The sequence below is a fragment of the Halofilum ochraceum genome, assembly GCF_001614315.2.
Classification (GTDB): domain Bacteria; phylum Pseudomonadota; class Gammaproteobacteria; order XJ16; family Halofilaceae; genus Halofilum; species Halofilum ochraceum.
This window is the reverse complement of the sequence record NZ_LVEG02000011.1, coordinates 188,376-196,865: the sequence shown is the minus strand read 5'-3', so window position 1 is coordinate 196,865 and position 8,490 is coordinate 188,376. Positions and strand designations below refer to the sequence as shown.

Annotated in this window: 10 protein-coding genes and 1 other RNA gene; 5 read left to right on the top strand and 6 right to left on the bottom strand. The window is 68.0% G+C overall.

Features of this window, described 5'->3' with window-relative positions:
* The 6 genes from A0W70_RS12005 to A0W70_RS11980 form a co-directional block, all read right to left on the bottom strand.
* The coding region (locus A0W70_RS12005) for an aminomethyltransferase family protein (RefSeq protein ID WP_483788302.1) at positions 1 to 576 on the bottom strand (576 nt) is incomplete at its 3' end.
* 112 nt (positions 577 to 688) lie between these two features.
* Positions 689 to 1,927 (bottom strand): FAD-dependent monooxygenase, encoded by a 1,239-nt coding sequence (locus tag A0W70_RS12000; protein ID WP_070989371.1) that lies wholly within the window; start codon positions 1,925 to 1,927, stop codon positions 689 to 691.
* A complete protein-coding gene (locus tag A0W70_RS11995; protein ID WP_070989370.1) occupies positions 1,924 to 3,135 on the bottom strand; it encodes an FAD-dependent monooxygenase in 1,212 nt (403 codons plus the stop codon). The genes A0W70_RS12000 and A0W70_RS11995 overlap by 4 nt, the downstream gene beginning before the upstream one ends.
* Positions 3,128 to 4,429: a Xaa-Pro aminopeptidase gene (pepP, locus tag A0W70_RS11990; protein ID WP_070989369.1), complete on the bottom strand. Its 1,302-nt coding sequence runs from the start codon at positions 4,427 to 4,429 to the stop codon at positions 3,128 to 3,130. Before pepP ends, A0W70_RS11995 begins: the two co-directional genes overlap by 8 nt.
* Positions 4,430 to 4,536: 107 nt before the next feature.
* Positions 4,537 to 5,322 carry a transposase gene (locus A0W70_RS11985; protein ID WP_070989368.1) on the bottom strand — a complete coding sequence of 262 codons (786 nt, stop codon included), beginning with the start codon at positions 5,320 to 5,322 and terminating at the stop codon, positions 4,537 to 4,539.
* A 106-nt stretch (positions 5,323 to 5,428) separates the two neighbouring features.
* Entirely contained in the window at positions 5,429 to 6,010 is a 582-nt protein-coding gene (locus tag A0W70_RS11980; RefSeq protein ID WP_139150854.1) for a UPF0149 family protein, read from the bottom strand.
* A 170-nt stretch (positions 6,011 to 6,180) separates the two neighbouring features.
* Between A0W70_RS11980 and A0W70_RS11975 the strand changes: the two genes are divergently transcribed.
* The 5 genes from A0W70_RS11975 to A0W70_RS11955 all read left to right on the top strand — a co-directional run bounded on the left by A0W70_RS11975 (position 6,181) and on the right by A0W70_RS11955 (position 8,216).
* Positions 6,181 to 6,408, top strand: coding sequence for a TIGR02449 family protein (locus A0W70_RS11975; RefSeq protein WP_070989366.1), 228 nt, complete (start codon positions 6,181 to 6,183; stop codon positions 6,406 to 6,408).
* Positions 6,408 to 6,713: a cell division protein ZapA gene (locus A0W70_RS11970; RefSeq protein ID WP_070989365.1), complete on the top strand. Its 306-nt coding sequence runs from the start codon at positions 6,408 to 6,410 to the stop codon at positions 6,711 to 6,713. Before A0W70_RS11975 ends, A0W70_RS11970 begins: the two co-directional genes overlap by 1 nt.
* Before the next feature lie 92 nt (positions 6,714 to 6,805).
* Positions 6,806 to 6,992, top strand: a non-coding RNA gene (ssrS, locus tag A0W70_RS11965) — 6S RNA.
* Positions 6,993 to 7,029: 37 nt separating this feature from the next.
* Entirely contained in the window at positions 7,030 to 7,668 is a 639-nt protein-coding gene (locus A0W70_RS11960; protein WP_070989364.1) for a 5-formyltetrahydrofolate cyclo-ligase, read from the top strand.
* Between the two features lie 80 nt (positions 7,669 to 7,748).
* Positions 7,749 to 8,216: an EVE domain-containing protein gene (locus A0W70_RS11955; protein ID WP_070989363.1), complete on the top strand. Its 468-nt coding sequence runs from the start codon at positions 7,749 to 7,751 to the stop codon at positions 8,214 to 8,216.
* Positions 8,217 to 8,490: the final 274 nt, after the last annotated feature.

The following is an 8,490-nucleotide window of genomic DNA, read 5'->3' as shown; positions in this document are numbered from 1 at the left end:
ATAGCCGGTCCGGGCCACGCGGGTACGTTCCGGGGTGGTGACCTGGAACCGGCGCAGGCCATCCGCCGCCGTGGCGACTTCTTCACCCAGCACCTGCGCGATCGGCCCGCGCGCGCGTTCCCGCGCTTCCGGGCCCTGGATCGCGATCATGCTCAGATCGCAGCGCTCCCAGGGTTCGACATGATAATCCTCGGCCAGTCCGCGCAGCCAATCGAGGTCCTTCGCGCGCGTTGCCGAATTGATCACGAGCCGGTAATGGCCGGCCTGAAAGCGATACATGATGCCATCGTCGATCACGCCGGCACGGCGATTCAGCAGGCAGGTGTAGATGGCGCCACCGTCGCCCAGGCGGGCTGCATCATTGGCGCAGACGTAGCGCAGGAAGGCCTCGGCGTCGTCGGCGTCGAGGTCGACCTGGGTCATGTGCGACACGTCGAACATGCCGGCGCTGTCGCGTACCGCCCGATGCTCGGCGAGCTGGGAGCCATAGTGCAGTGGCATGTCCCAGCCGGCGAAATCGACGATCTTCGCGCCGGCATCGCGATGACGCTCGTAGAGTGATGTGCGTTTGGCCATGATGCTCCCGCTTGCCGCGGCCGATCCGGTGACTACCGGCATGGCCCGCGGTCAGGTACTTTGAACCGATTCAAGTCCGGCTGTCCATGCCACGCAACCCGGGCCGGGTCATTCAGGGCCCGATTCCGTAGCCCCCGGTCGGCCGCGCGGCGCGCGGCAGATCTCCCGCAAGGCCCGCGCCGTGGCGCAGGATCAGGCGTTTGGCCGGCCCGGCGCGATCCGCCGCCGCGAGACCGAGCCCGCGCACGGGGCCGGGCAGCGGCGCCGGCTGCGCGAAACCGTGATGGAACAGGTCCATCGCGTGCATGACCGCGGTATTGTGCCCGCGTCGCCAGCGCGCATAGTAACGCAGAATGCGCTCGGCCCCCGGGTCGCCGCCGCGATCGCCCCCGCGACCGACCGCCTCGGCCAGTGCCGCGGCGTCCATCAGCCCCAGGTTCAGTCCCTGGCCGGCCTGGGGATGGATGGTATGTGCCGCGTCGCCCACCAGCGCGAAGCGCTCGGCGACATAGCGCGTCGCATGCCGGCGCACGATCGGAAACGCGCGCCGCCGGGTCGCGGCCGTCACGGCGCCGAGGGCGTAATCGGTCGCCTCCGACAGGGCTTCGGTGAACGCCGCGTCGTCGAGCCCCACGAGTCGCTCGGCTTCCGCTTCGGGGCGGAACCATGCCAGTGAACAGCGCCCGTCGGCCAGCGGCAGCATCGCCACCGGCCCGCCCCGCATGAAGCGCTGACGGGCGACCGCACCGTGTGCGCGCTCGGTGGCGAAATTGCAGACGATCGCGCGCTGGCCATAGTCGAGGCGCTCGACGCCGATAGCGGCGAGCTGGCGCATCGCGGAGCGCCCCCCGTCGGCGCCGATCACCAGGCCGGCATTGATCGTTTCCGCGTCGTCGAGGGTCAACCGGGCGTCGTCGTGAGCAACCCGCAGACCGGTCGCGCGACGCCCCCAGAGCCGGGTCACGCCCGGGCACGCCGCGAGCGCCTCGTGCAGGCGCGCTTCCAGCAGCGCCGCCTCGACGAAACAGCCGAGCGCCGGCTCGCCGACCTCGGCACTGTCGAATCGGGTCGCACCGCTTCCGCCCTCATCCCAGAGGGTCATGCCGCCATACGGACTCACACGGCTGGCGTGGATCGCCGGCCAGACACCGATGGAGCGCAGGAAGGCGATGCTCGCGAGGTTGAGGGAGACGACGAATTCGCCATATTCGTCCCCCGGCGCCGCCGCGGGGCCCGGGCGGCCGTCGACGATGGTGACGGCGTGACCCGCGCGCGCGAGCGCGAGTCCCAGCGCCGCGCCCACGGCGCCGGCGCCGACAATCGCGATTTCGCGGGCGTCACGCGCACTCATGGACGACGCTCCAGGTGCCAGCTGCCGACCCGCGGCAGTCCGCCGAGCAGCCCCATGGTCTGGCTGGCGAGTCCGTCGCGGGCGATGCTGCAGGAATCCAGCCCGAGCAGGGCACCGGCGCGCAGGGCACCCAGTCCATACCCTCCACGAACGAACCCCCGTGCCAGCACATCGGTGAACAGTCGTGTCTGCCAGCGATCCGCCTGCCGGGCGCGCGACCACGCCGCAAGCGTTTCGTCATCGCCGGGATCGCGGGCGTGTTCCAGCGCGGCGGCGAGTCCGCAGACGTCGCGCAGCGCGAGATTGAAACCCTGGGCACCGACCGGGTGCAGGGTGCGTGCGGCATTGCCGAGCAGCGCCACGCGGCCGTCATGGCCGCGCTCCGCCTCGACCCGGTGCAGCGGCCAGGCCGCGGGCGGCCCCTGCGGTACGATCGGTCCAAAACTGCGCCCCAGCCGCGTCGCGACGCACTCGGCCAGCCGCTCCGGTGCCAGCGCGGCCGTGGCCTCGGCGCGCTCGGGTGGCAGGGTCCAGATCAGCGTCCGCCGTCGGCCCCCTGCCGGCAGCAATGCCATCGGGCCGTCGGAGGTAAATCGCTCATAACCCGTATTGGGGTCACCGCCGGTTTCCAGCGGCAACAGCAGCGCGGTCTGGCCGTAGTCGTATTCGCGCACCCCGATACCGATGCGCTCGCGCAACGGCGAACGGGTACCGTCGGCGGCCACGGCCAGACGCGTACGCCGCTCGGTCGGGCCGTCGGGCCCATCGATCCGGAGGCGAACGCCATCCGCGTCCTGATCGAGCCCCGCGACCGTCGCCGGGGCCAGCCATTCGACACCCGGGGCGCCGCGCGCGCGCTCCGCCAGTCCGCGCGCCAGCCCATCGTAGGCGACCACCTGGCCAAGCGCCCGCACTCCCTGATCTTCGGCACGCAGCCGGGTGCGGCCGTAATGCCCCTGCTGCGACACCTCGACCGTGTGGATCGGCACCGCGTCACCGGCGAGTTCCGGCCAGACCCCCAATGCACCGAGCAGGCGCACCGAACTCTCGGACAGCGCGGTCGCCCGGGTATCCCCGCCCGGCGGGCTGGCCTGCGCCTCGACCACGGTGATCGCGCGCACGCCATCGGCAAGGGCGATGGCCAGCGCGGCACCCACTGGTCCGCCCCCGACGATGACCAACTCCTGATGGGCCTGCGGTTCAGCCACGCATTACTGCCTCGATGTCATCCGCCGACTTGGGGAGACCGTCCGTCAGGTTCTCGCTACCGCCCTTGGTAATGAGCACGTCGTCCTCGATACGTACGCCGATATCATGCAGGTGGACCGGGACATCGTCGGCGGCCGGGATGTAAAGGCCGGGCTCGATGGTCAGGCACATGCCGGGCTCCAGTTCACGCCAGTGCCCGTCCACCTTGTAATCGCCGACATCGTGCACATCCATGCCGAGCCAGTGCCCGGTACGATGCATGAAAAACCGCTTGTAGGCCTCGTCCTCGATACGGGCGTCGGCCGGGCCTTCGAGCAGCCCCAGGTCGACCATGCCCCGCGTCAGCACCGCCACGGCCGCCTCATGCGGCTCATTCCAGTGGCGCCCGGGCTCACAGCGGGCGAGCGCCGCGTACTGCGCCTCCAGAACGATATCGTAGACGGCGCGCTGGGCCTCGGTGAAGCGACCGTTGACCGGGAAGGTCCGCGTGATATCAGCCGCATACCCATCGCTCTCGCAGCCGGCATCGATCAGGACCAGATCGCCGTCACGCAGCAGGTCGGCGTTCTCGACGTAGTGCAGCACACAGGCGTTACGGCCGCCGCCGACGATGAGACCGTACGCCGGTTCGGCGCCGTTGCGGCGGAACTCGTGCCAGAACTCGGCCTCGAGGGCGTACTCGTGCAACCCCGGCCGGCAGGTTTTCAGCGCGCGCTCGTGCGCCGCCATGGAGATCTTCGCGGCACGGCGCATCGCCCGCAGCTCACCCCGGCTCTTGAACAGCCGCATGTCATGCAGGAAGTAATCGAGGGCGATGAACTCGTTCGGTGCGTGACCACCGGAGCGCGCACGGCCACGCACGTCATTGACCCACTGCATGACGCGCCGGTCGAAGTCCGCGTACCGCCCCATCGTGCAGAATACGCGCGCCCGGCCCTCGATCAGGCCGGGCAGGATGTCGTCGATGTCGCCGATCGGGAAGGCGTCGTCCGCGCCCCAGTGCTCGATCGCACCATCGACCCCGGCACGCCGGCCCGTCCATACCTCGCGGTCGGGATCGCGCTCACGGGCGAACAGCACGAACTCGCCGTGCTCCCGCCCCGGCACCAGGACCGCCACCGCCTCGGGCTCGGGGAAGCCCGTCAGGTACAGCAGATCGGAATCCTGCCGATACGGATACTCGACATCACGGTTGCGAACGGCATGGGGCGCCGCCGGGAGGATGGCGATCGCATCCTCTCCCATCATCCGCATCAGTGCCCGGCGGCGACGGGCGTACTCCTGGGTATCCATCGGAGACCTCGAATCCGTTGAGAAACGCGGTTGCCCGGGCGGTGCCCCCGCCAACCGGGCCCGGGCACCCCGCGCCGCGGGTCCGGGCACGCGGGCTGTGTGAGCGGTCAGGCGCGGGCGCGCTGTGACATCAAGCCCTTGATCTGTCGGCCATTCGGCTGGAGCCGTTCGCTCGAGAAGAGCTTGTGACGACCGCCCTCGGGCACGATCCGGTCAAAGAACGCGCGACCGGCGGCGCTCGCCAACGCGTCCTGGCGATCGGCCGCGAAGGCCTCCGGGTCGAAGTCCGCCTGGGCGGCGGAGCCCCCGAGAAACCAGGTGAACAGCGCGTTGTACCGGAGCAGATCGCAGAACACCCGGTCGGAAGTGATGGAGTACAGGCCAATGAGCAGGCTGGACTTCATCAGCACGGCGAAGGAGGCGCCACTGCGCCCACCGGCATCGCCCTCGCCCGTTTCGGCCAGGGCGTCATCGGCGATTCGCCGGAATCCCTGCAGCGGGTGATCTTCGGGCACCTCCGGGGCCGAGGAACGGGCGCCGGCGCCCATGGCATCGCGGCCGATACCGGCGGCGCGGGCGGCATCCTGGGCGGACTGACTCAGGTTCTCGGAACCGAGCGACTCATGCGCCTCCGGCGGCGGCGCCGGCGCCGCCTCGGGATCCGGTTCGGCATCGGCCTCGGCCATGAGATCGCCGATCTCGACCCCCATCTCGCCGGCGATCTCCTCGATCCGCGCGAGGCGGCCGGGATCGTCCGGGGTGTCGTACTCGAAACGCTGCGGATCGAACCCCTGCAGCACGAGGCGTGTCTCGACGGTCAACGCGACAACCGAATTGCCGGACGAGCGCTGATCCTTGATCCGGTCGATGATCCTGCGGACGGTTCCAGGCATGAGACCTCACCCGCTGAAGTGTGTGATTCGGTCACCGGGCCTCCTGGCGCCCGGCGTCGGTCGGCCGATCATAACGGAATCGGCTCGTCGGCGGCAGCCGGACGTTTCACCCGAGGGTTTCATCGCGGTCATCCGCGCCGCCGGCGTCTTCGGCATCACCGGCGTCATCGGCGTCATCGGACCCCCGCCCCGAACGGCATTCGGTACGCGCCAGCAGTGTCCCCGCGCGCAGATACTCGACCACCTCGGCGTAGTCCGCCTCGTCGCCCTCGTCCTCATCGCCATCGGTCAGCGCCGCGACCTCGGCCGCGTCGCGCACGAATTCGGCGACCTCCGCGGGCAGATCTTCCGGGGCGCGTCCGGCACAGGCGACACCGAAGGTGAAGCCGCCCGCCCAGTCGGCCAGCGCACGCGTGCGCTCGGCGAGGTCCGCCTCGTCATCGCCCGGCAACAGCAGATCGAGCCCGAACTCGGGGTCGTCGAGCTGTTGCAACGTGGTCTCGTACAGCTCGTCGATCTCGGCGCCCGGCGCTTCCTCCCCGACCGTTTCGGCCAGCCAGGTCTCGCGGGCATCGGCATCGCCGACCGCGAGCAGGCCACAGAGCACGCCGTGGCACTGCGGCGCCGAGGCGGTGGCGCCGAGCGCGCGCAGGCGCTGTTCGGTTTCGTTACATGCCGGCAAGGTCATGATCGGGGCCTCATCGGGGTTATCGCGGGGGCGGAATTCTATCACTCCGCGGGCCTGCGGCGAGGGCCGATCATGCGCGCGTCCGCCCCGCGCTACTCCGGACCGCCACGAGAGCCGAAAGCCACCAGAGGTATTTGACCACTACCGGGGCGGGGCCTAGTATTCCGGCCATGAGTCAGGAGATGGCCCGGGACGCGGAAGCCCGCGTAAATGCGCTTGCGCGCCAGATCGAGGATCTCGTGGCGCTGTGTGAACGACTGCGCAAGGAGAACCAGTCCCTGCGCCGTCAGCAGGAGTCGCTCTCCACTGAACGCGCCCAACTGATCGAGAAGAACGAACAGGCGCGCGCCCGCGTCGAGGCGATGATCTCCCGGCTCAAGGCGATGGAGAATTCCTGATGGCGGGTGAAGCGGTACAGGTTACGATCAAGATCCTGGACCGCGAGTACCAGATCGCCTGCAGGGAAGACGAACGCGACGATCTGCTGGCCGCGGCCGGGATCGTGAACGACCGGATGAAGGAGATCCGGGGGCGTGGCAATGTGATCGGGACCGACCGGATCGCAGTCATGACCGCCCTGAACATGGCGCATGAGCTGCTCGAACTTCGGGAGACGAAGGAAGCCTGTGAACGCGTGCGCGATCAGGTCGCCAGCCTGGAGGAACGCGTCGGGGCTGCACTGGACGAGCACGGGGAGGCCTGAGCCATCCCGAATGGACGCAATCCCTGGTAGAGCGCCGCGGGCGGTGTTCCCCCAGAGATTGGGTGTCCGACCAGAGATTTCACGAGTTGGGGCACGTTCTGCGATGTACGTCAGTTCGCCGGGTTATACCCTTGAACCTAAGCAATACCCCGGGGATTTGTTTGGCAGTGGTTGTTGAGCATGTCCGCCCTTGTGCGGAAAGCCTGATTCCCTCCAACCCTCCCCACTTGAACCGCCGGTTCAAGGTCAAAGGCGGACAACGGCATACGCGGTTCGTGCCCACCTTACACAGACGTCCGAGTAGACGAGGACTGAAATGAACCAGGATATCGACCAGCAACGCGAAGTACTGCGCCAATACGTGATCGAGCAGCGCAACGCGCTGACCCAGCACCAGCTCCGCGCGGCCGCGCGCGACATGACGCTGCTGCTCGAATCGACACCGGAATTCCATCACGCACTCCACATCGCCGCCTACTGGCCGGTGAAGGGCGAAATGGACACCCGTCCCGTGATCGACCAGGCGGTGCGTTATAACAAGCACGTGTATCTGCCGGTGATCGTCGAGGGCGATTCCATGATGTTCGCGCCCTACGAGAAGGACATGCCGATGAAGAACAACCGCTTCGGCATTCCGGAACCCGATGTGGCGGCGGATAAACTGGTCTCGCCGCGGGACCTCGACATGGTGATCGTGCCGCTCGTCGTATTCGACAGTGATGGCCACCGGCTGGGTATGGGCGGCGGATTCTACGACCGCACCTTCTCGTTCCTCAACGATGACCCGGACGCGGCCAAACCCTGTCTGGTTGGCGCTGCGCACGAATTCCAGCACACCGGCCATATTCCACCGCATCCGTGGGACGTCGCCACTCGCCTCGTGGCGACCGAAGAACGTGTCTGGCGCCCGTACAATGCGCTGCACACGACGCACGAGGAAGCCGAGACCGGCTGATCCTTCCGCTCGACGCATACCGCGACGGCCATCTCCGGATGGCCGTCGCGTATTCCCTACCCCCGTAGAAGGCGCATCCGATGACCTGCTGGCTGTTCAAATCGGAACCCGATGTATTCGGTATCGACGATCTCGCGGCACAGCCGGGACAGACCGATCACTGGGACGGCGTGCGCAACTACCAGGCACGCAACTTCATGCGCGACCGCATGAAGAAAGGCGACCTCGGGTTTTTCTACCACTCGAACACGAAAGAGCCCGGTATCGTGGGGATCGTGGAGATCGCCCGCGAGGGGTATCCCGATCACACGGCCTTCGATCCCGAAGACCCGCATTACGACCCCAAGAGCGATCCGGACAACCCGCGCTGGATCATGGTGGACGTGAAGCTCGTGCGTAAACTCGCGCGCACGATCACGCTCACGGAACTCAAGGAACTCGCTGATCGGCCCGAGCTTGCGGAATTCCCGCTGGTGCGGAAGGGGAATCGGTTGTCGGTCATGCCGGTTACCGAGGAGCAGTGGGAGTTTATTCTCGGGCTGGAGTAGCCCTCCCGCCAGCCTCCTTTCGTCGTTGGATATACCGCTGGGCTCTCGAAGGCTGCAGGTCGAGTCGTAGCCAGACACCGCCGATCCTGCCCAATCCGTAGGCCGGGTTTTAACCCGACATGCTGCGTGTCGGGCTGAAACACGACCTACGGCCTGGTCCGGGGCGATATCGGAATGCTGACCGACAGCGGTTCGCGAGCAGGCTCGCTCCTGCAGGGCCATGCAAGCCCCGCACGGCAGCGGCCCTGGCCGCGAACCGTTATCGGCTTTTCTT